The 26,967-nt window shown below is 40.9% G+C and carries 23 protein-coding genes, 1 pseudogene and 1 other annotated feature; of the genes and pseudogenes, 23 read left to right on the top strand and 1 reads right to left on the bottom strand.

Annotation, left to right across the window (positions count from 1 at the left end):
• Positions 1–7 precede the first annotated feature (7 nt).
• The 20 genes and pseudogenes from Q5794_RS21810 (at position 8) to Q5794_RS21715 (ending at position 21,037) form a co-directional block, all read left to right on the top strand.
• Complete coding sequence (locus Q5794_RS21810; RefSeq protein WP_374988424.1) at positions 8–691, top strand: YggS family pyridoxal phosphate-dependent enzyme; 684 nt, start codon at positions 8–10, stop codon at positions 689–691.
• 16 nt (positions 692–707) lie between these two features.
• Complete coding sequence (locus Q5794_RS21805; protein WP_045290211.1) at positions 708–1,172, top strand: cell division protein SepF; 465 nt, start codon at positions 708–710, stop codon at positions 1,170–1,172.
• A 3-nt stretch (positions 1,173–1,175) separates the two neighbouring features.
• Complete coding sequence (locus Q5794_RS21800) at positions 1,176–1,445, top strand: YggT family protein (protein ID WP_013058947.1); 270 nt, start codon at positions 1,176–1,178, stop codon at positions 1,443–1,445.
• Between the two features lie 51 nt (positions 1,446–1,496).
• Positions 1,497–2,270, top strand: coding sequence for an RNA-binding protein (locus tag Q5794_RS21795; RefSeq protein WP_214984393.1), 774 nt, complete (start codon positions 1,497–1,499; stop codon positions 2,268–2,270).
• Positions 2,271–2,354: 84 nt separating this feature from the next.
• Positions 2,355–2,849 (top strand): DivIVA domain-containing protein, encoded by a 495-nt coding sequence (locus Q5794_RS21790; RefSeq protein WP_013058945.1) that lies wholly within the window; start codon positions 2,355–2,357, stop codon positions 2,847–2,849.
• A gap of 69 nt (positions 2,850–2,918) precedes the next feature.
• Positions 2,919–3,139: a binding site (T-box leader), on the top strand.
• 70 nt (positions 3,140–3,209) lie between these two features.
• Entirely contained in the window at positions 3,210–5,975 is a 2,766-nt protein-coding gene (gene ileS / locus Q5794_RS21785) for an isoleucine--tRNA ligase (RefSeq protein ID WP_374988423.1), read from the top strand.
• 169 nt (positions 5,976–6,144) lie between these two features.
• On the top strand, positions 6,145–6,432 hold the full coding sequence (locus tag Q5794_RS21780; protein WP_214984394.1) for a conjugal transfer protein TraR: 288 nt from the start codon (positions 6,145–6,147) through the stop codon (positions 6,430–6,432).
• Between the two features lie 80 nt (positions 6,433–6,512).
• Positions 6,513–6,980: a signal peptidase II gene (gene lspA, locus Q5794_RS21775; protein WP_013084844.1), complete on the top strand. Its 468-nt coding sequence runs from the start codon at positions 6,513–6,515 to the stop codon at positions 6,978–6,980.
• Positions 6,977–7,891: an RluA family pseudouridine synthase gene (locus tag Q5794_RS21770; protein ID WP_214984395.1), complete on the top strand. Its 915-nt coding sequence runs from the start codon at positions 6,977–6,979 to the stop codon at positions 7,889–7,891. The genes lspA and Q5794_RS21770 overlap by 4 nt, the downstream gene beginning before the upstream one ends.
• 192 nt (positions 7,892–8,083) lie before the next feature.
• A pseudogene (gene pyrR, locus Q5794_RS21765) lies at positions 8,084–8,627 on the top strand (bifunctional pyr operon transcriptional regulator/uracil phosphoribosyltransferase PyrR).
• A gap of 156 nt (positions 8,628–8,783) precedes the next feature.
• The gene (locus Q5794_RS21760) at positions 8,784–10,091 is read left to right on the top strand and encodes a uracil-xanthine permease family protein (RefSeq protein WP_025750364.1); all 1,308 of its coding nucleotides are present in this window, start codon (positions 8,784–8,786) and stop codon (positions 10,089–10,091) included.
• A 149-nt stretch (positions 10,092–10,240) separates the two neighbouring features.
• A complete protein-coding gene (locus tag Q5794_RS21755; RefSeq protein WP_214984396.1) occupies positions 10,241–11,179 on the top strand; it encodes an aspartate carbamoyltransferase catalytic subunit in 939 nt (312 codons plus the stop codon).
• Complete coding sequence (locus Q5794_RS21750) at positions 11,142–12,431, top strand: dihydroorotase (RefSeq protein WP_374988422.1); 1,290 nt, start codon at positions 11,142–11,144, stop codon at positions 12,429–12,431. The genes Q5794_RS21755 and Q5794_RS21750 overlap by 38 nt, the downstream gene beginning before the upstream one ends.
• Positions 12,416–13,501: a carbamoyl phosphate synthase small subunit gene (locus Q5794_RS21745; RefSeq protein ID WP_192996213.1), complete on the top strand. Its 1,086-nt coding sequence runs from the start codon at positions 12,416–12,418 to the stop codon at positions 13,499–13,501. Before Q5794_RS21750 ends, Q5794_RS21745 begins: the two co-directional genes overlap by 16 nt.
• Entirely contained in the window at positions 13,501–16,713 is a 3,213-nt protein-coding gene (gene carB / locus Q5794_RS21740; RefSeq protein ID WP_214984398.1) for a carbamoyl-phosphate synthase large subunit, read from the top strand. The genes Q5794_RS21745 and carB overlap by 1 nt, the downstream gene beginning before the upstream one ends.
• On the top strand, positions 16,710–17,483 hold the full coding sequence (locus Q5794_RS21735) for a dihydroorotate dehydrogenase electron transfer subunit (protein ID WP_048019830.1): 774 nt from the start codon (positions 16,710–16,712) through the stop codon (positions 17,481–17,483). The genes carB and Q5794_RS21735 overlap by 4 nt, the downstream gene beginning before the upstream one ends.
• Positions 17,480–18,421 carry a dihydroorotate dehydrogenase gene (locus Q5794_RS21730; RefSeq protein WP_016765435.1) on the top strand — a complete coding sequence of 314 codons (942 nt, stop codon included), beginning with the start codon at positions 17,480–17,482 and terminating at the stop codon, positions 18,419–18,421. The genes Q5794_RS21735 and Q5794_RS21730 overlap by 4 nt, the downstream gene beginning before the upstream one ends.
• Positions 18,393–19,115 carry an orotidine-5'-phosphate decarboxylase gene (gene pyrF / locus Q5794_RS21725; protein WP_214984399.1) on the top strand — a complete coding sequence of 241 codons (723 nt, stop codon included), beginning with the start codon at positions 18,393–18,395 and terminating at the stop codon, positions 19,113–19,115. Before Q5794_RS21730 ends, pyrF begins: the two co-directional genes overlap by 29 nt.
• Positions 19,112–19,750 carry an orotate phosphoribosyltransferase gene (gene pyrE, locus Q5794_RS21720; RefSeq protein ID WP_013058931.1) on the top strand — a complete coding sequence of 213 codons (639 nt, stop codon included), beginning with the start codon at positions 19,112–19,114 and terminating at the stop codon, positions 19,748–19,750. Before pyrF ends, pyrE begins: the two co-directional genes overlap by 4 nt.
• 130 nt (positions 19,751–19,880) lie before the next feature.
• A protein-coding gene (locus tag Q5794_RS21715; RefSeq protein ID WP_374988421.1) for an IS3 family transposase occupies positions 19,881–21,037 on the top strand; the annotation gives its coding sequence in 2 pieces (ribosomal slippage) (positions 19,881–20,151 and positions 20,151–21,037; 1,158 coding nt in all).
• Between the two features lie 59 nt (positions 21,038–21,096).
• Here Q5794_RS21715 and Q5794_RS21710 read toward each other — a convergent pair.
• Entirely contained in the window at positions 21,097–22,809 is a 1,713-nt protein-coding gene (locus Q5794_RS21710) for an NFACT family protein (RefSeq protein WP_214984400.1), read from the bottom strand.
• A 141-nt stretch (positions 22,810–22,950) separates the two neighbouring features.
• Between Q5794_RS21710 and Q5794_RS21705 the strand changes: the two genes are divergently transcribed.
• From Q5794_RS21705 to Q5794_RS21695, 3 genes are all read left to right on the top strand, one after another.
• Positions 22,951–25,629, top strand: coding sequence for a calcium-translocating P-type ATPase, SERCA-type (locus tag Q5794_RS21705; RefSeq protein ID WP_214984401.1), 2,679 nt, complete (start codon positions 22,951–22,953; stop codon positions 25,627–25,629).
• Between the two features lie 153 nt (positions 25,630–25,782).
• Positions 25,783–26,658, top strand: coding sequence for a YicC/YloC family endoribonuclease (locus Q5794_RS21700; RefSeq protein ID WP_214984402.1), 876 nt, complete (start codon positions 25,783–25,785; stop codon positions 26,656–26,658).
• Positions 26,659–26,704: 46 nt separating this feature from the next.
• Entirely contained in the window at positions 26,705–26,965 is a 261-nt protein-coding gene (locus tag Q5794_RS21695) for a DUF370 domain-containing protein (RefSeq protein ID WP_013084831.1), read from the top strand.
• The last annotated feature ends 2 nt before the right edge of the window (positions 26,966–26,967 follow it).

Raw genomic sequence — 26,967 nt, 5'->3', positions numbered from 1 at the left:
TTACATAGTGACAGCTAGCGTAAGTGAAAATCTAGAAGCAGTTCAACAAACAATTGCTGAAGCGTGTAAAAAAGTTAATCGAAATCGAGAAGCTGTAGAGCTGATTGCTGTAACAAAATACGTTTCCACAAAACGAGCAGCAGAAGCAGTGGATGCAGGCATTTTACATCTCGGAGAAAACAGGGATGAAGGTCTTCTAGAAAAGTATGAATCAATCGGTGAGAAAGCGACCTGGCATTTTATCGGAAGCTTACAAACAAGAAAAGTAAAAAATGTGATTGATAAAGTTGACTATATTCATTCACTAGACCGATTATCTTTAGCAAAAGAAATTGATAAACGTGCAGGACATCGTATAAAATGTTTTGTACAAGTTAATGTTGCCGAAGAACAATCAAAGCATGGCCTTGCTGTAGAAGAGGTAATTCCATTTATTCAATCCCTTGAAGAATTTACAAATATTCAAGTAGTCGGATTGATGACAATGGCTCCTCACACAGATGATGAGTCCACGCTTCGCAGTTGTTTTCAAGGTCTAAAAAAATTGCAGAACCGCATACAAGAACTAAATTTGCCATATGCACCGTGTACAGAGCTATCAATGGGAATGTCAAACGATTATGCAATTGCAATTGAAGAAGGAGCAACTTTCATTAGACTAGGAACCACGTTAGTTGGGAATGAACGTTAAGGAGGTGTAATTCAAGATGAGTATGAAAAATCGCTTTAGAAGTTTTTTTGCTCTTGATGACGATACTGAATATGTAGAAGAACATTACGAACAAGAAGAGTCGGTAGAAGAGCCTGTACAGCAGTCGAGACCAGCGAAAGCTAGTCAGCAGCCGAATCAGCAGCAAAACGTGATTAGCTTGCAAAGCGTTCAAAAATCATCAAAAATGATGCTTTGCGAACCTCGGGTCTATGCCGAAGCACAAGAAATTACGGATCATTTAAAAAATCGTAAAGTCGTAGTTGTGAATTTACAGCGCATTCAACGAGATCAAGCAGTGAGAATTGTCGACTTTTTAAGTGGTACAGTTTATGCTTTAGGCGGGGACATTCAAAAAATTGGAACCGACATCTTTTTATGTACACCTGATAATGTAGACGTAAGCGGAAGCATTTCAGATATGATGGGAGAACATGATACAACAAACGTAAAGAGGTGGTAGTTTTTGGACATCGTTTTTGGGATTCTTGGAAAATTGATTGGGCTTTACTCATGGGCACTGATTATTTACATTTTGATGTCTTGGGTACCCGATGTAAGGGCGTCTAAGTTTGGTCAGCTGCTTGGCAGTATTTGTGAACCTTACTTAGAGCCTTTTCGTAAAATCATTCCACCTATTGGCATGATTGATATTTCACCTCTTGTCGCAATCTTTTTATTGCGATTTGCGGAAAGAGGCGTGTATTCACTTAATAATGTGGTGGGTTTTATTTAAAAAAGGAATCGCTGGATTCCTTTTTTACATACCAATAGTAGGAGTAATAATATGTCTATTTATGAACATTTTAGGCAAGAAGAACATGGATTTATTGACCAGGTTCTTCAGTGGAAAGAAGATGTCCTACATCAATACAGCCCAAAATTAACGGACTTTTTAGATCCAAGAGAGCAGCAGATTGTGACGGCTATTGTCGGTACTGAAGGAGAGGTTCAAGTTTCATTTGATGGTGGACAACCGTTTGCTGAACGCAAGCGTGCGCTGCTATATCCGGATTACTATGTACCTGAAAGCGAGGATTTTCAGTTGCATATGTACGAGCTCAATTATCCTAAAAAGTTTGTGACGATTGAACATCCTCAAGTTCTTGGTTCAGCGATGTCCTTAGGACTGCGCCGTTCAAAATTTGGAGATATTTTGGTCGCCGGAGACGATATTCAGCTTGTAGCTGCAGAGGAAATCTCTTCTTATATTGAGATGAATTTAACATCAATTGGAAAAGCCAAAGTTTCACTTTCTTCTATTCAAAGAGAGCAGCTGCATGTGGTAAAAGAAGAGCTGGTTGAACACGTTTATACAGTTTCTTCAATGAGGCTTGATGTTTTGCTGTCGACTATTCACAATTTATCAAGACAAAAAGTCCAGCCGTTTATTGCAAATGGAGCGGTAAAAATAAATTTTAAAGTCATTGAACAGCCTTCTTTTGAATGTCATGAAGGTGATATTTTGTCGCTTCGTGGTCACGGCAGAAGTCGTATCGTTTCACTTGAAGGCAAAACTAAAAAAGAAAAATGGCGAATTGTTGTAGGAAAGCAGAAATAAAGAAATCTACTAGCAGGAAATTTTAAAAATATGTCGAATAAACCATTACTAATGACGTAATGAGACAACACGGAGGTGGCCTAGATGCCTTTAACCCCTTTGGATATTCATAACAAAGAGTTTAATCGCGGGTTTCGCGGATATGATGAAGATGAAGTAAATGAGTTTCTTGACCAAGTAATTAAAGACTATGAGCTGGTCATGCGTGATAAAAAGGAGTTAGAAGGAAGAGTATCTGAATTAACAGATCGTCTTGGACATTTTACTAACATCGAAGAAACGTTAAATAAATCAATTTTAATTGCTCAAGAAGCAGCGGAAGATGTGAAGCGAAACGCTGAAAAAGAAGCGAAGCTCATTATAAAAGAAGCAGAAAAAAATGCGGACCGTATTATTAACGAAGCACTGTCTAAGTCTCGTAAAATTGCGATGGACATTGAGGAGACGAAAAAGCAGTCTAAAGTATTTAGAACTCGTTTCAAAATGTTAATCGAAGCACAGCTTGAAATGTTAAACAGCGACGACTGGGATCAGTTGATGGATTATGAGATGCCAGCGCTAGAAGAAAAAATTGACTAGTCAAGACATCATCTTGACTTCTCACGTTTTGTTGTCATATAATTTGGTAACAGATGAAATTTCATATCAAACAGTACGGAGACAGGGACAGTAGCTTTTTTAGTTTGTCAAAGCGAATCGAGGATGGTGCGAGCTCGATAACAAACAAAAAAGTGAAAATCACCCTAGAGTACCATTGCTGAACTGATGATAGTAAGCAGTGGCGGTTTATTCACGTTACGAATGCAAAGAGGATTTGCGTGCAGCAAATCTACTAGGGTGGTACCGCGGGAGGCCTTCTCGTCCCTTTTTGGGATGAGGAGGTCTTTTTATTATGGTACAAAAAGATATGAAATTTACGCTTTTTTTGGAGGGTAAAACATGGAATATAAAGATACATTATTGATGCCAAAAACTGAATTTCCGATGCGTGGAAATTTACCGAACCGCGAGCCTAAAATGCAAGAACAGTGGGCTGAAATGAATATTTATGAAAAAGTACAAAAACGTACGGAAGGCCGTCCGCTATTTGTCCTGCATGACGGACCTCCATATGCGAATGGCGATATTCACATGGGACATGCATTAAATAAAATTCTAAAAGATTTTATCGTTCGCTATAAGTCGATGTCAGGCTTCTGCGCACCTTATGTACCAGGCTGGGATACACACGGTTTGCCAATTGAAACAGCTTTAACAAAAAATAAAAAAGTAAACCGCAAAGAAATGACGGTAGCTGAGTTCCGTAAGCTTTGCGAACAGTATGCTTGGGAACAAGTAAACGGCCAGCGTGAGCAGTTCAAGCGTTTAGGCGTACGCGGAGATTGGGATAATCCATATGTAACGCTTCAGCCGCAGTACGAAGCGCAGCAAATCAAAGTGTTTGGTGACATGGCGAAAAAAGGCTACATCTATAAAGGGTTAAAACCTGTGTATTGGTCCCCTTCAAGTGAATCTGCTTTAGCAGAAGCGGAAATTGAATACTATGACAAGCGTTCAGCTTCTATTTACGTAGCGTTTAACGTAAAAGATGGTAAAGGTGTGCTTGAACAAGATGAAAAATTCATCATTTGGACGACAACACCATGGACAATGCCAGCTAACCAAGGGATTGCTGTCAATCCTGAGCTTCAGTACAGCGTAGTTGAAGCAGATGGAGCAAAATATGTAGTGGCAACTGAACTGATTGAAACAGTTGCTAAAGAAATTGAATGGGCTGACTATAAGACGCTTCGTACGGTAAAAGGTTCAGAACTTGAGCGTGTAGTAGCTGAGCATCCAATCTACAAGCGTGATTCATTAGTTGTTCTTGGCGATCACGTAACAACGGATGCTGGTACTGGGTGTGTTCATACAGCACCGGGACACGGGGAAGACGACTTTATCGTTGGTCAAAAATACGGTTTGGAAGTTCTTTGTCCAGTCGACAGTAAGGGTCATATGACGAATGAAGCACCAGGATTTGAAGGGTTATTCTATGATAAAGCGAATAAGCCAATTACAGACAAACTAGAAGAAGAAGGCGCGCTGTTAAAATTAAGTTTCATTACCCACTCATACCCACATGACTGGCGTACAAAGAAACCAACAATTTTCCGTGCAACGGCACAGTGGTTTGCGTCTATTAAAGATTTCCGTGAAGATTTATTAAAAGCAGTAGAAAAAACAAAATGGGTGCCTACTTGGGGTGAAACGCGACTTTATAACATGGTGCGTGACCGCGGAGACTGGTGTATTTCTCGTCAACGTGCATGGGGCGTTCCGATTCCGGTATTTTATGCTGAAAATGATGAGCCAATCATTACGGATGAAACAATCGAACACGTATCAAATTTATTTAGAGAGCATGGATCAAACGTATGGTTTGAGCGTGAAGCAAAAGACTTGCTTCCAGAAGGCTTTACTCATGAAGGAAGCCCAAATGGCCGCTTCACAAAAGAAACAGATATCATGGACGTATGGTTTGACTCTGGCTCTTCACATCAAGCTGTTCTTGAAGAGCGTGAAGACTTACAGCGTCCGGCTGATTTGTATTTAGAAGGTTCTGACCAATACCGCGGCTGGTTTAATTCAAGTCTTTCTACAAGTGTAGCTGTAACGGGTGAAGCACCTTATAAAGGGGTACTTAGCCATGGATTTGCTTTAGACGGTGAAGGTCGCAAAATGAGTAAGTCATTAGGAAATGTTGTAATTCCAGAAAAAGTAATGAAACAACTAGGTGCAGATATTTTACGTTTATGGGTAGCTTCTGTAGATTACCAAGCCGATGTTCGTGTATCTGATAACATTTTAAAACAAGTAGCTGAAGTATATCGTAAAATCCGCAACACGTTCCGTTTCTTACTAGGAAACTTAGCGGACTTTAATCCAACAACTGATGCTGTAGCCGTTGAAGACCTTCGTGAAGTAGACCGCTACATGCTTGTGAAGCTGAACAAATTAATTGATAAAGTGAAAAAATCTTATGATTCATATGAATTCTCAAGCATTTATCACGCGGTGCATAATTTCTGTACAATTGATATGAGTTCATTCTACTTAGACTTTGCAAAAGATGTATTGTACATCGAAGCAGAAAATAATGTAGAGCGTCGCAGCATTCAAACGGTCCTTTATGAAACGTTATTATCGTTAACGAAATTAGTGTCGCCAATTCTTTCTCATACAGCAGACGAAGTATGGGTTCACATTCCAAATGTAACGGAAGAAAGCGTGCAGCTAGTTGATATGCCAGAGGTTCAAGAAATTGAAGGAGCAGATCAATTAGTAGAGAAATGGGATGCGTTCATGGAGCTTCGTGATGAAGTATTAAAAGCGTTAGAACAAGCTCGTAATGAAAAAGTAATCGGTAAGTCTTTAGAAGCAAAATTAACCCTGTATCCAACAGCAGATACGAAAGAGCTGTTAGCCTCTATTTCTGAAAATGTAGGTCAACTCTTCATCGTTTCAGATCTTGAAGTAGCAGAAGGTAAAGCACCTGCTGAAGCACAAAAATTCAGCTATGCTTCAATTGTTGTAAGTAAAGCAGAAGGTGAGAAGTGTGAGCGCTGCTGGGTTGTATCACCAACAGTGGGCGAAGATCAAGATCACCCGACTTTATGTACACGCTGTGCGGATGTTGTGAAAAATCATTACGTTCAGCAGTAATTAACAAAACACGTCCTTTTTGGGCGTGTTTTTTGCTGTACGAAATTCCCAAATACAATGGTATAAAGCATTTAAAGCCTTAGGAAAAACTTGTGTTGTAGATTCGATGGAAAACTCGGTAAACCTAACATCATTAATACTTCATCTTATCAGCACAGGAGGCGTTTGCATGTATGAAAATTATCTTTCCATTGGACAGGAATTAGCTCTTATTAAAGAAGAATTACAAGATCGCCTATTGAGATATGCTACAGAACAATCTGGTTATATAGATGAAAAGGAACGTTACGTAATAGAAATGATTAAAGCCGATTTAAAAGATGTAGAACGCGCGTTAGCAAAGCTTGACGTTGGTGCGTTCGGAATTGATGAACTAACTGGCGAAGTGATGTCTATTCATAAATTAAAAGTAATACCGACGGCCCGCACAAATGAAGATTTATTTGTTTTATGGTGAGAAGCGAGAAAAAAAATGAATTATGTGCTAAAATGCTTTAGTATGGATTCGTTTGATTTTATTGCGGGAGGAAAACGTTTGTGTTTTATTATCTTATCGCTTTAGCTGTTATACTTATTGATCAGGTAACAAAATGGATGATTGTAAAAGAAATGTATTATGGACAAAGCATCACCGTAATTGAAAACTTTCTTTACATTACCTCTCATCGTAACAGAGGAGCCGCGTGGGGGATTTTACAAGGACAGATGTGGTTCTTTTATCTCATTACGGTGGTTGTGGTAGTCGGTTTAATAATTTATATTCAAAAGCTCAAAAAACAAGATAAATGGTTCGGTATTGCGCTAGCATTAATGTTAGGCGGCGCCATTGGAAACTTTATTGATCGAGTGGTCCGTAAAGAAGTAGTTGATTTCGTAAATACATACATCTTTACGTATGATTTTCCGATTTTTAACGTAGCTGATTCGGCACTTGTCGTCGGAGTAATCATCATGTTTATTATGACGCTGTTTGAAGGGAAAATGAAGAAGGAGCACAAAGAATGAATGTAATTGAAACAGTTATAAATGAAGAACAAGCAGGAGAACGTATTGATAAAGTACTTTCGACTGTAAATGCAGAATGGTCACGTTCACAAGTGCAGCAATGGATTAAAGAAGGTCACGCAAAAGTGAACGATAAAACTGTTAAAGGAAACTATAAATGTAAAACAGGAGACGCTGTTGTTATTGAAGTGCCGGAACTAGAAGAGCTTGATGTGGTAGCGGAAGAAATGGATTTAGATATTTATTATGAAGATCAAGATGTGCTTGTTGTAAATAAACCTCGCGGCATGGTTGTACATCCAGCTCCTGGTCATCATAGCGGCACGCTTGTAAACGGCCTAATGGCTCACTGTAAAGATTTATCCGGTATTAACGGCGTTATGCGCCCTGGTATCGTTCATCGAATTGATAAAGATACATCCGGTTTACTTATGGTTGCAAAAAATGATTTAGCTCATGAATCACTAGTTAGTCAGCTTGTAGCTAAAACAGTGACGCGTCGCTATAAAGCTATCGTTCACGGAGTAATTGCGCACGATCACGGTACAATTGATGCGCCAATCGGCCGAGATAAGCAAGATCGTCAAAGCATGACGGTCACTGATGAAAACAGCCGTGATGCAGTGACGCACTTTACTGTATTGCAGCGTTTTAAAGATTTTTCACTGGTCGAATGTAAGCTAGAAACGGGGCGAACACACCAAATTCGCGTTCATATGAAGTATATTGGCTTTCCGCTTGCCGGGGATCCGAAGTACGGACCGAAAAAAACGCTTCCGATTGACGGACAAGCGCTTCATGCAGGTGTATTAGGCTTTATTCACCCTCGTACAAATGAATATATGGAATTTGAAGCACCGGCTCCAAAAGAGTTTAATGAGATGCTAGAGCTTATTGAAAAAAGAAGTTGACAACTGCCATAAGTGATGGCATACTTGTATTAACTTAATAAGAACCTTTAAGAACAGTCCAGAGAGGCTGAGAAGGAAACGGTGCAGAAAAGGCATACTTATAGCCTTTTTGAAGAAATATGTCTGAAACCAAATCCTCTTGCCTCAAGGCAAGAGGATTTTTTTTATGTCAACAACTTGAGGTGAAAAACAGTGAACGTAAAAGCTACCGTACTTGACGAACAGGCTATTCGCCGCGCTTTAACTCGAATTGCACATGAGATTATTGAAAAGAATAAAGGAATCGAAAATTGTGTGCTAGTGGGGATTAAAACGCGAGGTATTTATATCGCAAAACGTTTAGCAGAACGAATTGCACAAATTGAAGGAAATACATTGCCAGTCGGAGAACTAGACATCACGCTTTACCGAGATGATTTATCGAAAGTGACAAGCAATGATGAGCCTCTCGTAAAAGGATCAGATATTCCGACAGATATTGCAAATAAGAACGTCATCTTAGTAGACGATGTGTTATATACGGGCCGTACGGTTCGAGCAGCACTTGATGCACTGATTGATATCGGCCGACCTGAACTCATTCAGCTGGCTGTTTTAGTGGATAGAGGGCACCGCGAGCTGCCGATTCGAGCAGACTATGTTGGCAAAAACGTGCCGACAGCTAAAAGTGAAAAAAATTGCGGTGCATTTAATGGAAGTAGATGAAAAAGACCACGTGTCTATTTACGAAAAATAAATTATATACCCTTTTAAATGGTAGTCCCGTGAGGCTGCAAAAGGTGGGTCACTATACAAGGAAAACGATACTGCGGTATAGCGTCTTCCTTGTATGCTGAAAACCTCTTTGCCTCTGCGTAAAGAGGTTTTTTAATAGTGATAGGAGGAAAAACATATGAGTCAACAACGAGATTTTGTACTTGATATACATGATAAACCAAAAGCAGTAAATTGGTTAACATTGAGTCTACAGCATTTGTTTGCAATGTTTGGGTCGACGGTGTTAGTGCCGTTCCTAGTCGGGTTCAGCCCGGCAATTGCTTTGATTTCAAGCGGGGTAGGAACGCTTGCTTTCTTGCTCATTACAAGAGGTCAAATTCCTTCTTATCTTGGTTCATCGTTCGCGTTCATAACGCCAATCATTTTCGCAAAAGCTTCGTTTGGACCTGAAGAAACGATGGTTGGCTGTTTCTTAGCCGGACTTGTTTATGGAATCGTTGCTTTGATTATAAAAGGAACAGGAATCAATTGGATTATGAAGCTGCTTCCTCCAGTTGTAGTAGGACCAGTTATTATGGTTATAGGCTTAGGACTAGCTAATACAGCAGTAGGCATGGCTATGAACGATGCAAAAGGAAATTACAGCTTAACTTACCTGATGGTTGCGCTTGTGACACTAGCGATAACAGTTGCTTGCTCAATCTTCTTTAAAAACATTATCAGCCTGATTCCGGTACTGATGGGAATTATCGGCGGATACATCTTCGCTTATACACAAGGATTGGTAGACTTTTCAAAGGTAGTGAAAGCAGAGTGGATTGAAGTACCTCACTTCTACGTGCCGTTTGTCACATACACGCCGTCCATTTCACTGGGGATTGTGCTTATCATGGTACCTGTAGCAGTCGTAACACTTTCAGAACATATCGGACACATTCTCGTCTTAAATAAGATTGTGGATCGAAACTATATTGAAAAGCCAGGGCTGCACAGATCGATTTTAGGAGACGGAGTAGCAACTATGCTTGCTGCGCTGATCGGCGGACCGCCAAATACAACATACGGTGAGAACATCGGAGTGTTAGCCATCACAAAGGTGCTTAGCGTATTTGTGATAGCAGGAGCAGCAGTCTTCGCGATTTTGTTCGGGTTTGTCGGGAAAATCAACGCTCTTATTTCAAGTATACCAACGCCGGTCATGGGCGGGATTTCAATTCTCTTATTCGGAATCATTGCTTCATCGGGCTTGCGCATGATGGTGGATGCAAAGGTAGACCTTGGATCAAAACGAAACTTAATGATTGCTTCGATTATCTTAGTGTTAGGAATCGGAGGAGCACACTTAGATATCTCAGAACATGTAAAGATTGATAGCATGGCACTGTCTGCTATCATGGGAGTTCTGCTGAATCTAGTTCTGCCGAAAGAGAAGATAAAAGAAGCCGAAAACGTTCAACAAACGTCAGCACGAAAAATTTCATAGAACGCCTTTTAATTGAAATCCAGAGAGGTTTCTAAGGGTGTGTGAAAAGCGCGTTATAGACGAAGCTTGTTTTCTTACACCCTTTCTAAGTTAGAAAGGGTGTTTTTTTATAAAGAAATGCGAGGAAAGCAAAAATGGAGGGAATCGATATGAAACATTTAGTGACAGTCTCAACACTAGAAACAAATGAAATTCTAGAGATTTTAGACAGCGCTGAAAACTATCGAACGAATAAACAAGGATGGAAACCGGAAGAGAAAATGTTTGTTGCCAACTTATTTTTTGAAGCGAGCACGCGTACTCGATGCAGCTTTGAAATGGCAGAACAGCAGCTAGGATTAACAACAATTCCGTTTGAAGTAACAACTTCAAGCGTCCAAAAAGGAGAAACGCTTTATGACACGATTGAAACATTAGCTTCAATCGGCGTTCAGTCAGTTGTTATTCGCCACCCGCAAGATCGTTATTATGAAGCACTGCAGGAAAAAGTATCGATTCCCATCATTAATGCAGGAGACGGATGCGGTCAGCATCCAACTCAGTGTCTGCTTGATCTACTGACGATTCGCCAAGAGTTCGGCTCGTTTAAAGGATTAAAAGTCGCAATAGTCGGAGATTTGCGACATAGCCGCGTAGCGAGATCGAATGCTGAAATGCTGACAAAACTCGGGGCGACCGTATATTTTGCGGGACCTGAAGAATGGAAAGATGAAGAGAACAGACACGGTACATATCTTGATATCGATCAAGCAATCGAAACGGTCGATGTTGTGATGCTGCTGCGTATTCAATTTGAAAGGCATGAAGAGAACACTTCAGAGCTTGCACAGAACTACCACAGCCGCTTCGGATTAACCGTTGAACGAGAGCGGAAAATGAAATCACATAGCATTATCCTTCATCCAGCTCCTGTAAACAGAGGGGTCGAAATTGCAGATGAGCTCGTTGAATGTGAACGATCAAGAATTTTTAAACAAATGCAAAATGGCGTGTACATTCGCATGGCAGTATTAGCAAGAGCGCTACAACCAATTGAAAGGGGACTTAATAATGACAACAATTATCAAAAATGCTACATGGTTAAATGAAGGGAAAATTGAACAAGTCGAACTGAAAATTGAAAATGGTGTAATTGCTGAAATAGCTTCACACATCGACGTACAGAATGAAGAAGTCATTGATGCAGGCGGGAACTTCTTATCACCGGGTTTAATCGATGTCCACGTTCACTTGCGCGAGCCAGGGGGAGAAAAGAAAGAAACGATTGAAACAGGTACTCTAGCAGCGGCAAAGGGCGGTTTTACAGCAATTGCTGCAATGCCAAACACGCGTCCAGTTCCGGATACTGTTGAACAAATGGAGTGGGTAAACAAGCGTATTGAAGAAACAGCACATGTTCGCGTATTGCCATACGCATCGATTACCACTCGCCAATTAGGAAAAGAACTAACGGACTTTGAAGGCTTAAAAGAAGCGGGCGCATTTGCTTTTACAGATGATGGAGTAGGCGTTCAGTCAACAGGAATGATGCTAGAAGCGATGAAGAAAGCCGCTTCATTAAATAAAGCAATCGTTGCACACTGTGAAGATAATGATTTAATTAACAAAGGCTGCGTACACGACGGGAAATTTGCAAAAGAACATGGACTAAACGGTATCCCTTCTATCTGCGAAGCCGTTCAAATTGCACGAGATGTCCTGCTTGCTGAAGCAGCAAACTGTCACTACCATGTGTGTCATGTAAGTACAAAAGAATCCATTCGCGCCATTCGGGATGCAAAAAAAGCAGGCATTCGCGTAACCGCAGAAGTAACGCCACATCATTTGTTACTAAATGAAGAAGATATCCCGGGACTTGATTCGAATTTTAAAATGAATCCGCCGCTTCGAGGAAAAGGTGATCAACAGGCATTAATTGAAGCTTTATTAGACGGAACGCTTGATTTTATCGCCACTGATCATGCACCGCACACAGCGGAAGAAAAAGCAGAAGGCATGGAGCTTGCGCCGTTTGGGATTGTGGGACTTGAAACAGCTTTCCCGCTTCTTTATACAAACTTGGTATTAAAAGAAGTAATGACGCTAGAGCAGCTAGTATCATATTTAACAAACAAGCCTGCTGACACGTTCAACCTTCCTTATGGCACCATCGAAGTAGGGAAACCAGCAGATTTAACTATCATTGATCTTGAAACAGAAAAAGCAATTAATCCAGAAGAATTTGTATCAAAAGGTAAAAATACGCCGTTTGCTAACTGGGTATGCAAAGGTTGGCCGGTAATGACATTAGTAGAAGGTAAACGAGTATGGGAGGATGTTAAAGCATGCAACGTCAACTAATTTTAGAAGATGGAACAGTATTTATCGGAAAAGGATTCGGCAGCGACAAAGAAATGACAGGAGAAGTTGTTTTCAACACGGGAATGACAGGATATCAAGAAATTCTATCTGATCCATCATACTGTGCACAAATTGTGACATTAACATATCCTTTAATCGGAAACTACGGTATTAACCGCGATGACTTTGAGTCGATTGAACCAGCTGTACACGGTTTGATTGTAAAAGAAATTTGTGATGCTCCTTCAAACTTCAGAAGTGAACTATCAGTAGATGAATTTTTAAAACAAAAAGATATTCCAGGATTAGCTGGAATCGACACGAGAAAATTAACGAGAAAAATTCGTCAGCACGGTGCGCTTCGCGGACGCGTATGCAACATGGAAGTCAATGTAGAAGAAGTGGTAGCACAGCTTCAAAATCATAAACTTCCGACTGATTCAGTTAAAAAAGTATCAACAGTGAAGCCTTACCCAAGCCCAGGCAGAGGTAAAAAAGTGGTACTCGTTGACTTTGGAATGAAACACGGAATTTTACGCGAATTAACAGCTCGTCAATGCGACGTGATTGTGGTTCCTTATAACGTAACTGCGCAAGAAATTCTTCAATTAAATCCAGATGGCATCATGTTAAGCAACGGACCTGGAGACCCAAAAGACGTACCTGAAGCAATCGAGATGATTCAAGGGGTTTTAGGAAAGGTTCCTCTTTTCGGAATTTGTTTAGGACATCAGCTGTTTGCGCTAGCATGCGGAGCAGATACAGAAAAAATGAAATTTGGTCATCGTGGATCCAACCATCCTGTAAAGGATCTAAAAACCAATAAAGTAGCTCTTACATCTCAAAACCACGGCTATACAGTATGTGAGCCATCTCTTGTCAACACGCCATTAGAAGTGACGCACGTTGCGCTTAACGATGGAACAGTTGAAGGAGTAAAGCATAAAGAATATCCGGCATTTACGGTTCAATATCACCCTGAAGCATCACCGGGACCTGAAGATGCAAACGGATTGTTCAACGAATTTATGAATCTTATGAAAAACAATCAGAAAGTAGGTAATTGCTAATGCCAAAACGTCAAGATATTAACACAATTCTCGTAATCGGATCAGGACCAATCGTCATCGGACAGGCGGCAGAGTTTGACTATGCAGGAGCGCAAGCGTGTATTGCACTAAAAGAAGAAGGATATAAAGTTATTCTTGTGAACTCCAATCCTGCAACAATCATGACAGACTCAGAAATGGCAGATAAAGTATATATTGAACCTCTAACGGTTGAATTTGTAAGCTCAATTATTCGTAAAGAACGCCCGGATGCACTGCTTCCAACGCTTGGCGGTCAAACGGGACTGAACTTAGCGGTAGAATTACATGAAACAGGCATTTTAGATGAATTTAACGTAGAAATTCTCGGGACAAAATTATCGGCGATTGAACAAGCTGAAGACCGTGAGCAGTTCCGTTCACTAATGAATGAACTAAATCAGCCTGTCCCAGCAAGTGAAATCATTCATTCGCTAGACGAAGCGTATGCGTTTGTTGAACAAGTAAACTATCCGGTAATCGTGCGTCCTGCTTATACGCTTGGCGGTACGGGAGGCGGAATTTGTAACAACGAGCAAGAGTTGATTGAAATTGTAACAAGTGGATTAAAACACAGTCCTGTAACACAGTGCTTACTTGAGAAAAGCATTGCAGGCTTTAAAGAAATTGAATATGAAGTAATGCGCGATGCAAACGATAATGCGATCGTAGTATGTAATATGGAAAACTTTGATCCGGTCGGTATTCATACGGGAGATTCAATTGTTGTAGCACCAAGCCAAACGCTAAGCGACCGTGAGTATCAGCTGCTTAGAAATGCGTCACTAACAATTATCCGAGCGCTTAAAATCGAAGGCGGATGTAACGTTCAGCTAGCACTAGACCCAGAAAGCTTCCAGTATTACGTAATTGAAGTAAACCCTCGTGTAAGCCGCTCATCGGCTTTAGCATCAAAAGCAACAGGGTATCCAATTGCAAAATTAGCAGCAAAAATTGCGGTAGGCTTAACATTAGATGAAATGATGAACCCGGTAACTGGGAAGACGTACGCATGTTTCGAACCGGCACTAGATTACATCGTATCTAAAATTCCACGCTGGCCGTTTGATAAATTTGAATCAGCTAACCGTAAACTAGGTACACAGATGAAAGCAACAGGGGAAGTAATGGCAATTGGCCGCACGTTCGAAGAGTCAATTTTAAAAGCCGTACGCTCACTAGAGTCAAACGTTCATCACTTAGAGCTGAAAGATGCGCATGAATTTGATGATGCCATTATTGAAAAACGTATTCGCAAAGCTGGTGATGAGCGATTATTCTACATCGCAGAAGCTATTCGCCGCGGCGTAACAATTCAGCAAATTCATGACTGGAGCAAAATCGATCTCTTCTTCTTAGTAAAACTTGAAAAAGTGATTGCTTTTGAAAATGTGTTAAAAGAAGAGATTCATAACGTAGAAGTTTTACAGGAAGCAAAAGAAATGGGATTTGCAGACTGCACGATTGCTAAGCTATGGAATCAAACAGAGCGTGAAGTATATGACTTCCGCAAACAAAATGGCGTGATGCCAGTATACAAAACGGTAGATACATGTGCAGCAGAATTTGAATCTACAACACCATATTTCTACGGTACGTTTGAAGATGAAAACGAATCGATTGTTACAGATCGTAAAAGCGTTGTAGTGTTAGGGTCAGGTCCGATCCGCATCGGGCAAGGAATTGAGTTTGACTATGCAACGGTTCACTCGGTGTGGGCGATTAAAGAAGCTGGATACGAAGCGATTATTGTCAATAACAATCCAGAAACAGTATCAACTGACTTCAGTATTTCAGATAAATTATACTTCGAGCCGCTGACGATTGAAGATGTGATGCATATCATCGATTTAGAAAAACCAGAAGGTGTGGTTGTACAGTTCGGTGGTCAAACAGCAATCAACTTAGCGGATGAGCTAGAAGCAAGAGGGGTCAAGATTTTAGGAACGTCGCTTGAAAGTTTAGATGCAGCGGAAGACCGTAAAAAATTCGAAGCGACGCTAGCACGTTTAGAAGTACCTCAGCCGCTTGGAAAGACGGTTACATCCGTAGAAGAAGCAGTGGTTGTGGCGAAAGAAATTGGTTATCCGGTGCTTGTACGTCCTTCATACGTACTGGGCGGACGCGCAATGGAAATTGTGTATAAAGAAGAAGAACTGCTTCACTATATGAAACACGCGGTAAAAGTACACGCTGATCACCCTGTGTTAATCGACCGCTACTTAACTGGAAAAGAAATTGAAGTCGATGCCATTTCAGACGGTGAAACAGTGGTTATTCCAGGGATCATGGAACATGTAGAGCGCGCGGGTGTACACTCAGGTGACTCCATCGCTGTATATCCACCGCAAACTCTGTCACAGGACGTAAAAGATACAATCATTGATTACACAACACGTATTGCAAAAGGTTTAAACATTATTGGACTGCTTAACATTCAGTTCGTCTTATCAAAAGGAGAAGTGTTTGTTCTTGAAGTAAATCCTCGTTCAAGCCGTACGGTGCCGTTCTTAAGTAAAATCACGCGTATTCCGATGGCGAATGTCGCAACAAAAGTAATTTTAGGAACAAGTTTGCGAGTGCTTGGCTATGAATCAGGCATGCACCCTGAAGAAGAAGGTGTCTACGTAAAAGTGCCGGTCTTCTCATTTGCAAAGCTGCGCCGCGTAGATATTACGCTTGGACCTGAAATGAAATCTACTGGAGAAGTAATGGGGCAAGATTCAACGTACGAAAAAGCGTTATATAAAGGACTAATTGCGTCAGGTATGTCCATTAAGCCATACGGTTCAGTACTTATGACAGTAGCGGATAAAGATAAAGAAGAGGCAACAGCGCTAGCGAAGCGTTTTGCTAACATCGGCTATCAGGTAATTGCAACGGAAGGAACAGCTTCAACGTTTACAAAAGAAGACATTCGCGTAAAAATAGTAAATAAAATTCATCATGAAGATCACAATCTTTTAGATGTGATACGAAAAGGTGAAGCGCAGCTTGTCATCAACACGCTAACAAAAGGAAAACAGCCTGCGCGTGACGGATTTAAAATTCGCCGCGAAGCAGTTGAAAATGGTGTGCCTTGCTTAACATCACTTGATACAGCAGAAGCGATTTTACGAGTGCTTGAAACGATCAGCTTCCATACAACACCAATGAAAAAAGTTCGTCCAACTAAAGAGGTGACAACCGTATGATCAAACATGAAATGATGCAAGTCGTCAGTCAGCGACCGTTAACACACAATGTATATGAATTAACCCTTCAAGGCGAGCTTGTTCGTTTCATGAATGAGCCGGGGCAGTTTGTGCATATCCGCGTCAACAACGACTATTTGCCACTGCTTCGCAGACCAATCAGTATTGCAGAAATTGACCAAACGCACGAACAATTTACGATGATTTACCGTGCAGAAGGGGCGGGAACATCGCTGCTTGCCGAAAAACAAGCCGGCCAGTCGATTGACGTGTTAGGTCCGCTTGGCCACGGTTTTCCATTAGATGCCATAGAGTCAGGTCAAACGGCTTTATTAGTAGGGGGAGGCATTGGAGTGCCTCCGCTCTATGAGCTTTCAAAAAGACTTCGTGAAAAAGGCGTGCAGGTTATTCACGTCTTAGGCTTTCAATCAAAAGCAGACGTATTTTACGAGCGAGAGTTTTTAGCTTTAGGAGAAACATATATTGCAACGGTAGACGGCTCTTACGGAACAAAAGGTTTTGTCACAACGGTGATTGACGAGCAGCAGTTTTCATATGATGTTATGTTTTCATGCGGTCCAACTCCGATGTTGAAAGCACTAGAAAATAATTATACAAACAAGCCGCTTTACATTTCTTTAGAAGAAAGAATGGGTTGTGGAATCGGCGCTTGTTTTGCATGTGTATGCAGAGAAAGTGAAGATTCTACGGCGTATAAAAAAATCTGCAGCGACGGTCCCGTCTTTCAAGCAGGGGAGGTGCTTCTATGAGTATGCTAAAAACGACATTGCCAGGATTAGATTTGAAAAATCCAATTATGCCAGCATCCGGCTGTTTTGGATTTGGGCGTGAGTATGCTCAATTTTATTCACTTGATGCACTTGGAGCCATTATGATTAAAGCGACTACTGCTGACACTCGTTTCGGCAATCCAACTCCTCGCGTAGCGGAAACATCTGCAGGAATGTTAAATGCGATCGGATTACAAAATCCTGGGTTAGAAAAAGTAATGAACGAAGAGCTCGTTTGGCTTCAGCAATATGATGTGCCGATTATCGCGAACGTAGCCGGTGCTTCAATTGAAGAATATGTGCACGTGGCAAAAGAAATTTCAACCGTATCAAATGTAAAAGCACTTGAATTGAATATTTCATGCCCTAACGTAAAAGAAGGCGGAATTGCGTTTGGCGTAGATCCTGTCATTGCTGCTCGTTTAACGAAAGCAGTAAAAGATGTTTCAAATGTTCCAGTTTATGTTAAACTATCACCAAACGTATCCAATATTGTAGACATGGCGATGGCTGTTGAAGAAGCTGGTGCGGATGGCTTAACGATGATCAATACGCTTCTCGGGATGCGTCTGGATTTGAAAACAGCTCAGCCGGTTTTAGCGAACGGCACAGGCGGACTGTCAGGCCCATCAATTAAACCTGTAGCGATTCGAATGGTATATGAAGTGAGCCAAAAAGTGAACATTCCAATTATCGGTATGGGCGGAGTGACGACTGCTGAAGATGCACTCGAGTTCCTATATGCAGGTGCAAGTGCAGTGGCGGTTGGTACAGCAAACTTTGTTGACCCGTATGTATGTCCAACCATCATTGACGAACTGCCAAGGCTATTAACATCATTAGGATACGAGCATGTTTCAGAATGTATCGGAAGGAGCTGGAAAAAGCGTGAAGCAACCGTTAATCATTGCTCTTGATTTTTCATCAATTAACGATGTACAGCAGTTTTTAATGCCTTTTCAACAAGAGTCATTATTTGTGAAAGTAGGCATGGAACTGTTTTATAAAGAAGGGTTATTCATTATTTCTGCATTAAAAGAGCAAAACCACCAAATCTTTTTAGACTTAAAGCTTCATGATATTCCCAATACAGTAAAGCAAGGGATGAAGTCTTTAGCTTCTCTTGAAGTGGATTTGGTTAACGTTCACGCAGCGGGCGGAATGAACATGATGCAAGCAGCCGTTGAAGGACTTGACTTAGGAACCGCTGCCGGCAAAAAGCGCCCGGATTGTATTGCGGTTACTCAGCTAACGAGTACATCTGATGAAATGCTAAAAGAGCAGCAGCTCATTACACATTCGATGCAAGAAGTGGTTACGCATTATGCAGCGCTTGCTAAAAAAAGTGGACTTGACGGCGTTGTATGTTCTACTCATGAAGTGCCTTCGATTCGAAAAGCAGCAGGAGAGGACTTTTTGACCGTAACGCCGGGTATTCGTATGGGCACAGATTCAGTAGATGACCAAGTCCGTGTGGCAACACCTCAGCTAGCGAGAGAATATGGCTCAAGTGCCATTGTCGTTGGACGTTCTATTACTAAAGCAAAAGACCCGCTTAAAGCATATTATGAGATGTTACAGCAGTGGAAAGGGGAGCGTATTACGCGATGACAAAACTACGAAAAGAAATTGCAAAACAATTAATTGATATTGAGGCAGTAAGCCTTCAACCAAACGAGCCGTTTACGTGGGCCTCTGGAATTAAGTCGCCTATTTATTGTGACAACCGTCTAACGCTTAGCTACCCGAAAGTGCGAAAAGAAATTGCAAAAGGTCTGCAGCATTTAATTAAAACGTATTTTGCCAATGCAGAAGTGATTGCTGGTACCGCTACAGCTGGTATCCCTCATGCAGCATGGGTAAGTGAAGCGCTAGAGCTTCCAATGTGCTATGTGCGAAGCAAAGCAAAAGAACATGGCCAAGGAAATCAGATCGAAGGAAAAGTAACAAAAGGCCAAAAAGTTGTTGTGATTGAAGATTTGATTTCAACTGGCGGAAGTGTGTTTACCGCAGTCGATGCATTAAAAGCGCAGGGGTGTGAAGTGCTGGGAGTTGTGTCCATCTTTACATATGAGCTGGAAAAAGCGCGTCAGCTGTTTAAAGAAAAAGAACTTCAAGTTTATTCGCTAACAGACTACTCTACGCTAGTAGAAGCGGCAAACGAAGCGGGATACATTGAAGAAGAAGCGATGGACAAGCTATTTAAATGGCGTGAAAATCCTTCAGACCCTTCATGGATGAACTAAACTAGATCTATATAATAAAAACCCCCTTTCTATATAGGGACTGACCCCATAGAGTGAGACAAATAAAAAAACACCTTTAAGTAAAAAACGGGTATGTAGTACCTAACAATAACTTGGAGGTGTTTTTTCTATGGGAAGAAGAGTTAGCTATCCAGTAGAAGTGAAATTAAAAGCAATTGAAATGAGATTGGCAGGAGTACCAATTAAAGAAGTTATGGAAACTTTACAGATCCGCAACTATACACAGCTCAAAACATGGATGAGGTGGCATAGAAATGGAGAATCCTATCGCCTGGCACAGCCCGTTGGGCAAACATACACCCCTCGGAAAGGGGGTCATTCTCAAGATACTCCATCAAAGTTAGAAGCTGAAAATCGATATTTAAAACAACAGATTGAAGTCTTAAAAAAGTACAAAGAGTTGGAAAGGGAGTGGTACCAGAAGTTGTCTTGAACTTAGTAGAAGAATTAAAAGAGAAACTGCCTATCTCTCAAATCTGTCAGTGTCTGGGTATTCCTCGATCAACTTATTATCGTTGGCAGAAAAATGAGCAAGGAGAAGAAACAAAGAGAAAGAAATGGATAGAAGGAAAAGTTGGTGAACAGTGCCGTAAACATAAATTTCGATATGGCTATCGAAAAATTACAGCGTTACTCAATCAAACCATGCATATCAACCATAAAACAGTGCAGCGTGTCATGCAGAAATACGGTTGGCAATGCCGAGTTAAAAGGAAGAAACGGAAACAAACAGGACAACCTTATCAGGTTGCAGAAAACGTGTTAAACCGTAATTTCCGAGCAGAGCGCCCTCTTCAAAAGCTGGTTACCGATATTACCTACTTGCCTTTTGGACCTAAACAGTTGTATCTTTCAAGTATTCAAGATTTATTTAATGGCGAAATCATTGCGTATTCAGTGAGTGATTGTCAAAACGTAGAGTTTGTTTTAGATACATTAAGTCAACTCCCTTCTTTACCTCAGGGATGTACGTTGCATAGCGACCAAGGTTCGGTTTACACATCATATGCGTATCAACGAAAAGTCAAAGAAAGAGGCATCATCATGAGTATGTCCCGCAAAGGGACACCTGCAGATAATGCCTCCATTGAATCGTTTCATTCCAGCCTAAAGTCTGAAACGTTTTACCTCGACGAGTTAACATGTACTACGACTGCCATCGTAGAACAAACTGTCGAAAGCTACATTACTTATTATAACCATATCCGTATTCAAACGAAACTAAACAACCAGTCACCGGTACAATACCGACAACTGGCTGTTTAAAAGGTGTTTTGATCCCTGTCTCGAAATCAGGGGTCAGTCCCATAGAAAGGGGGTTTTTATTATGACTGACGCAGCTTCAGTACAAGTTCTTCGCTAGGCGTTACGTACACCGTTTGCTGGTTATCGTACGTCACAAAACCAGGTTTAGCACCGCTTGGTTTTTTGACATGGCGAATTTTTGTATAGTCCACGGGTACCGAACTTGAATTCTTGGCTTTACTAAAGTAAGCAGCAAGGTGAGCCGCTTCTAAAATTGTTTCTTCTGAAGGCTCTTGGCTGCGGATAACAACGTGAGAACCCGGTATATCTTTTGTATGAAACCAAACGTCATCACGAGCAGCAAGGCGATTTGTTAAATACTCATTTTGCTTATTGTTTTTTCCAACTAAAATCGTCGTGCCGTCGCTTGAAACGTATTGTTCAAGTGTAGGCGTGGTGTTTTTTTGTTTTTTCGCTTGTTTTTGCTGACGGTTGCGCAAATATCCTTCTTCCACAAGCTCTTCACGAATCTCTGCAATGTCTTTGTGAGTAGCAGTATCCATTTGCTGAATAAGTGATTCAAAATACTGTACTTCTTCGTTTGCTTTTTCAATTTGTTCGATTACAATCGAAACGGAATTTTTCGCTTTTTGATACTTTGTGAAATAGCTTTGAGCATTTTGAGACGGTGATTTTTGCGGATCTAATGAAATCGTAAGTGTACCGCTATTTTCATCATAATAATTAATAACATCCACTTTCGCATCTCCTTTTTTGACAAGGTGTAAATTTGCGGTAAGGAGTTCACCGGCTAGCTGATAATCAGATGCTTTTTCTGCATTTTGCAGCGTTTGCTCAAGTTTTTTTATTTTTTTCTCATTTTTCTTTTTCTCGGTAGAAATAAACTGTACTAAATCATGCGCTTGCTGCTTTACACGATCTCGCTCTGCTTTCCCGTAGTAATAGCGGTCAAGAAGCTGGCTGATGGTTGCATACGTTTTTTTCGTACCCTCTAAATGCGTTAATTCCAGTAAATAAAAGTAGTCTTTTTGATTAACGGTTGTCAGAGTCGGTGTAAACTGACCTTCTTTGATCAGCGTCATCGTTTCGACGAATGATTTTGGAAGGGTAGAACGATTCGCTAAGCCAGAGCGAAACACCACTTCATTTGCAATTAAAGGAGAAAGCCCCGAGAAGGTTTGCACTAGCTGGGTGGCTAACTTTCCGCTATTAAAATCAATTTTTTTAACCACGGTTTCTTCATCGGCTTCAAATGGATGAAGCTTATCTTGACTAGGAGGCAGTACGTAAGGTGCTCCGGGTAGAAGCGTACGGTGCCTGTTCAAGGCCATTGGAACGTGTTTAATGCTGTCGATAATCGTTTGTTTTTCTTTATCTACAAGCACAACATTACTATGTCTTCCCATGATTTCAATAATAAGCTGCTTGTACGTCACGTCGCCAATTTCATTTCGTCCTTTTGTTTCAATGACTAAAATGCGGTCTAATCCAAGCTGATACACTTGTTCAATAATGCTTCCTTCTAAATGTTTGCGAAGAAGCATACAAAACATAGGAGGCTCAGATGGATTTTCATAGGGCTCATTTGTAAAATGAACGCGTGAATAGTTAGGGTGAGCTGAGATTAAAAGTTTGCGGTTTTCACCTTTAGCGCGTACTTGTAAAATCAACTCGTTTGGAAACGGCTGATATATTTTTGAAATTCGTCCTGAAACCAAGGTCTCAGATAATTCTTGTAAAATGCCATATGTAAAAATACCATCAAATGACATAGTGCTCACATCCTTAAGTAATTGAAAATTGTCCTATAGAAAAGTATAGCATTTTTTAGGACGAGTCTGAATAAGCATACGATATAAGATTGTAACAATCTAATAGGTGCATTTACAAATAAAAGGGTGTGAAAAGATGCAATGAAATGGTATGAATTAGGTGAAAAAGCAATAGTAGAAGTAACAAAAACAGACAGACAGCATGGTCTTACACACAAAGAAGTAAAAGCACGTCAGCAGCAGCAAGGATTTAATGAATTGACTGAAGGAGAGAAAAAACCGGCCATTCTTGTGTTTCTAGAGCAGTTTAAAGATTTTATGGTGCTGGTTTTACTAGCTGCTACGCTTATTTCAGGTCTTTTAGGCGAATACATCGATGCGATTGCTATTATTGCCATTGTAGTAATTAATGGATTTCTAGGTTTTTTTCAAGAAAGAAAAGCAGAGAAATCTCTTCATGCATTAAAAGAGCTTTCTGCTCCTCAAGTAGCAGCTATGCGTGAAGGGAAATGGGTTAAGTTTCCATCTAAAGAGCTGGTAGTAGGAGACATTGTAAAGTTTTCGAGCGGAGACCGTATCGGGGCTGACCTTCGGATTATGGAAGCCAAAAGTCTAGAAATTGAAGAATCAGCGCTTACGGGAGAGTCTTTGCCAGTTGTCAAGCAAATAAAAGCTTTGCCAGGAGATGAAGTGCCGCTTGGAGATCAGGACAATATGGCGTTTATGGGTACGCTTGTGACGCGAGGAAGCGGAACAGGTATCGTTGTAGGGATTGGAATGAAAACAGCGATGGGACAAATTGCTGATTTGCTTCAAAATGCTGAAGCCATGATTACTCCTCTTCAACGGAAGTTAGAGCAATTAGGTAAAATTTTAATCGTTGTAGCTCTTGCACTTACTGTATTAGTTGTCGGGATTGGTGTGCTGCAAGGTCATGATTTATACAGTATGTTCTTAGCGGGAGTTTCCTTAGCTGTTGCTGCCATACCCGAAGGTCTTCCTGCCATCGTAACCGTGGCGCTATCTCTTGGTGTACAGCGCATGATTAAGCAAAGATCCATTGTTCGCAAACTTCCTGCTGTTGAAACACTAGGATGCGCGTCAGTCATTTGCTCAGACAAAACGGGCACATTAACGCAAAATAAAATGACGGTTACTCACCTCTGGTCAGGAGGAATGACGTGGAGGGTATCAGGGACAGGGTATGAACCTACGGGCGTATTTTCGCGAGAGGAAAGAGAAGTTGATACACGGAGTGAAAAACCGCTTCAGCAGCTTTTGGTGTTTGGTCTGCTTTGCAATCAAACGTCCATTTCGAGAAAAGATAAAGAATATGTCATCGACGGGGATCCTACTGAAGCGGCTTTGCTTGTTGCCGCGATGAAAGCGGGGCTGACAAAAGAAAACATTCAAAAGCAGTTTACGATTATTGAAGAGTTTCCATTTGATTCAACGCGTAAAATGATGAGTGTAGTCATTGAAGACGCATCTAATAAGCGCTATGTCATAACAAAAGGTGCTCCGGATGTGCTGCTTGTAAACAGCAAAAATATTTTGTGGGAAAGCAGACAACAAACGCTGTCGGTAACGGTTCATAATGAAGTAAAAGGAGCGATTGATCAGTTAGCTAGCCAAGCGCTTCGAACCATTGCTATTGCTTATCGGCCGTTAGGAGACCATGAGAGCGTTCATACAGAGAACGAAGCAGAAAAAGACCTTACTTTCCTCGGGCTTCAAGGAATGATTGATCCGCCAAGACCAGAAGTCAAGCAAGCGGTCAAAGAATGCCGAGACGCAGGAATCAAAACCGTTATGATTACAGGTGACCACGTCATTACAGCACAGGCGATTGCAAAACAGTTAGGCATTTTACCGAAAAACGGTCAAGTCTTGGAAGGAACGGATTTATCCAAAATGACGCAGGAAGAGCTAGAAGAAGTAGTGGATGATGTTTACGTATATGCCAGGGTATCACCTGAACATAAACTTAAAATTGTTAAAGCTCTTCAAGCAAAAGATCACATTGTAGCTATGACGGGCGACGGCGTAAATGATGCACCGGCTATTAAAGCAGCAGACATAGGCATCGCGATGGGCATCACCGGGACAGACGTAGCAAAAGAAGCATCTTCACTCGTTTTGCTTGATGATAATTTTGCTACTATTAAGTCAGCGATCAAAGAAGGACGAAACATCTATGAAAATATTCGAAAGTTTATCCGTTACTTGCTTGCATCAAATGTAGGAGAAATCTTAGTTATGCTCTTTGCGATGATTTTAGCACTTCCGCTTCCGCTGGTGCCAATTCAAATACTATGGGTAAACTTAGTAACAGACGGTTTGCCTGCGATGGCTCTTGGCTTAGACCAGCCAGAGGACAACGTGATGAAGCGCCATCCAAGGCATCCGCGCGAAGGTATTTTTGCAAGAGGATTAGGGTGGAAAGTAGTCAGCCGCGGATTTTTAATTGGAGCTGCTACACTTGCTGCATTCATGATTGTCTACGACAATGACCCAGATCGGCTGCAGTATGCTCAGACGATTGCATTTGCCACGCTTGTCATGGCACAGCTTATTCACGTATTTGACTGCCGAAGTGAAAAATCAATCTTTGATCGCAATCCATTTCAGAACTTATATCTTGTAGGAGCCGTTATTTCATCTATTATCCTTATGCTGGTGGCTATCTACTATCCGCCCCTGCAGCCTATTTTCCATACAATGGCCATTGCACCGCGGGAATGGCTCGTTATTTTAGGACTTGCAAGTCTTCCAACTTTTTTACTTGCCGGTTCACTTTTAACAAGAAAACCTTCATAAATTGTGCTATACTTTAATACAGGCTGTCCCAAATGAGAAAACTCATGAAGGCAGCCTTTACAGGTTGAATAAAGAAGAGAGATTTCTTTTTTTTGCTAACACTTTCTTTTATGATACTTTTTATGTAAGATGTACATAGTGGATGTGATGATAATGATAAAAAGTATGACTGGTTTTGGCCGCGGAAAAGCGGAAGTGGAAAATCGATCAGTAACAGTCGAAATGAAGTCTGTTAATCATCGTTTTTGTGAAATTGTTATTCGTATGCCAAGACAATTAATTGAAATTGAAGATAAAATAAAAAAAATCGTTCAAACATACATAAAACGTGGTAGAGTAGAAGTATTTGTTACTATTTCAGGTGAAGAAATGGCAAAAAAGAAACTGCAGACGGATTGGCAGCTGCTTGATGAATACATGCATGCGTTGCAGCAAGTACAAGAAAAGCATGGGCTGTCACAATCTGTTCAAATTCAAGACATTTTACACATGCCTGAAGTGATGACAACTTATGAAGAAGAAGCTGATCAGACGAGTATTCATGGTGCAATCTTTGAAGCCGTTGAAGCTGCTGTCCATCAGTTAGTGGATATGCGGAAACGAGAGGGATCAGAGCTGTATCACGATTTAATGGGGTACTTACAGGACATTCAAGACATTCGCGAAAAAATTACACAACTTGCTCCTGAAGTTGCTGAACAATATCGTGAGCGTATTAAAAGAAAGCTGAGCGACTATTTAGAAGGTACTTTCGATGAGCAGCGAGTGCTGACTGAAGTAGCTATTTTTGCTGAAAAAGCAGATATTAGCGAAGAACTTACGCGAATTCAAAGTCATGTTTCACAATTTATTCAAGCATTAAATACACCTGATTCAGTAGGACGCAAGCTGGATTTTCTTGTTCAAGAGCTGAATCGTGAAATGAATACAATCGGTGCGAAGGCAAACAATGGTACTATTGCTCAGTATGTTATTAGTATGAAAGCACAATTAGAACGCATAAAAGAGCAGGTTCAAAATATTGAATAGCCTTCGTGTAAGATAAAGATTATATTGGTATAGCAGGAGGCTTCTTATGAGCGGTAAATTAGTGAACGTTGGATTTGGAAATTTTATTTCTTCTAATCGTATAATCTCTGTCGTTCATCCTGAATCAGCTCCAATCAAACGCATTATTCAAGATGCAAAAGATCGAGGCTCTTTAATAGATGCAACGCAAGGACGTAAAACACGATCTGTTATTGTTATGGATAGCGATCATGTTATTTTAGCTCCTGTACAGCCAGAAACTGTGTCGCAGCGACTTATAAACAAAGAAGAATTATTAGAAGGGTAGGT

Origin of the sequence: Priestia megaterium (assembly GCF_041941685.1) — a bacterium.
GTDB classification, from domain to species: domain Bacteria; phylum Bacillota; class Bacilli; order Bacillales; family Bacillaceae_H; genus Priestia; species Priestia megaterium_C.
Note: the sequence above shows the minus strand (reverse complement) of the source record. Positions and strands in the feature narration are given on the sequence as shown.

Bases quoted from the DNA above. Each gene is read 5' to 3' on its own strand.
- Q5794_RS21805 (WP_045290211.1), top strand. From the start codon at position 708: ATGAGTATGAAAAATCGCTTTAGAAGTTTTTTTGCTCTTGATGACGAT.
- Q5794_RS21795 (WP_214984393.1), top strand. From the start codon at position 1,497: ATGTCTATTTATGAACATTTTAGGCAAGAAGAACATGGATTTATTGAC.
- Q5794_RS21790 (WP_013058945.1), top strand. From the start codon at position 2,355: ATGCCTTTAACCCCTTTGGATATTCATAACAAAGAGTTTAATCGCGGG.
- ileS (WP_374988423.1), top strand. From the start codon at position 3,210: ATGGAATATAAAGATACATTATTGATGCCAAAAACTGAATTTCCGATG.
- Q5794_RS21780 (WP_214984394.1), top strand. From the start codon at position 6,145: ATGTATGAAAATTATCTTTCCATTGGACAGGAATTAGCTCTTATTAAA.
- Q5794_RS21770 (WP_214984395.1), top strand. From the start codon at position 6,977: ATGAATGTAATTGAAACAGTTATAAATGAAGAACAAGCAGGAGAACGT.
- Q5794_RS21760 (WP_025750364.1), top strand. From the start codon at position 8,784: ATGAGTCAACAACGAGATTTTGTACTTGATATACATGATAAACCAAAA.
- Q5794_RS21755 (WP_214984396.1), top strand. From the start codon at position 10,241: ATGAAACATTTAGTGACAGTCTCAACACTAGAAACAAATGAAATTCTA.
- Q5794_RS21750 (WP_374988422.1), top strand. From the start codon at position 11,142: ATGACAACAATTATCAAAAATGCTACATGGTTAAATGAAGGGAAAATT.
- Q5794_RS21745 (WP_192996213.1), top strand. From the start codon at position 12,416: ATGCAACGTCAACTAATTTTAGAAGATGGAACAGTATTTATCGGAAAA.
- carB (WP_214984398.1), top strand. From the start codon at position 13,501: ATGCCAAAACGTCAAGATATTAACACAATTCTCGTAATCGGATCAGGA.
- Q5794_RS21735 (WP_048019830.1), top strand. From the start codon at position 16,710: ATGATCAAACATGAAATGATGCAAGTCGTCAGTCAGCGACCGTTAACA.
- Q5794_RS21730 (WP_016765435.1), top strand. From the start codon at position 17,480: ATGAGTATGCTAAAAACGACATTGCCAGGATTAGATTTGAAAAATCCA.
- pyrE (WP_013058931.1), top strand. From the start codon at position 19,112: ATGACAAAACTACGAAAAGAAATTGCAAAACAATTAATTGATATTGAG.
- Q5794_RS21710 (WP_214984400.1), bottom strand. From the start codon at position 22,809: ATGTCATTTGATGGTATTTTTACATATGGCATTTTACAAGAATTATCT.
- Q5794_RS21705 (WP_214984401.1), top strand. From the start codon at position 22,951: ATGAAATGGTATGAATTAGGTGAAAAAGCAATAGTAGAAGTAACAAAA.
- Q5794_RS21700 (WP_214984402.1), top strand. From the start codon at position 25,783: ATGATAAAAAGTATGACTGGTTTTGGCCGCGGAAAAGCGGAAGTGGAA.
- Q5794_RS21695 (WP_013084831.1), top strand. From the start codon at position 26,705: ATGAGCGGTAAATTAGTGAACGTTGGATTTGGAAATTTTATTTCTTCT.